We start from the raw sequence: 320 nt of genomic DNA on the forward strand, positions 1-320 counted from the left end.
GCCTCTGATATGTTATATACAGGGGATGGGTCATTTCTATAATCCTCAACAAATTTATGATAAATGCGTTTTATCCAGTAAACATCTGTTAAAAGATGTACGCAATATCCCCACAAGAAATCTACATCGGATTTGCTTTGATTTGCCTTAATGAAATTAGGTAGGGATTTTACAAAATCAATATCATTAACTTCTATCCGCCTTTGCCCAATCGGAGTTAAGTGGGTTTTTCTTTTTGCAGATTTGTCAGCGTTAGACCGCATATGTATAGCATCGGGTGAAATAGAACCAAGGTAGAATTGAGATAAGTCCCCCAATTC

The 320-nt window shown here is 36.6% G+C and carries 1 pseudogene; it reads right to left on the reverse strand.

Annotation, left to right across the window (positions count from 1 at the left end):
- A pseudogene (locus RYX56_RS21665) lies at positions 1-320 on the reverse strand (hypothetical protein); the annotation flags it as partial.

The organism is Alkalihalophilus lindianensis, from assembly GCF_032843265.1.
GTDB lineage: Bacteria > Bacillota > Bacilli > Bacillales > Bacillaceae_D > Alkalihalophilus > Alkalihalophilus lindianensis.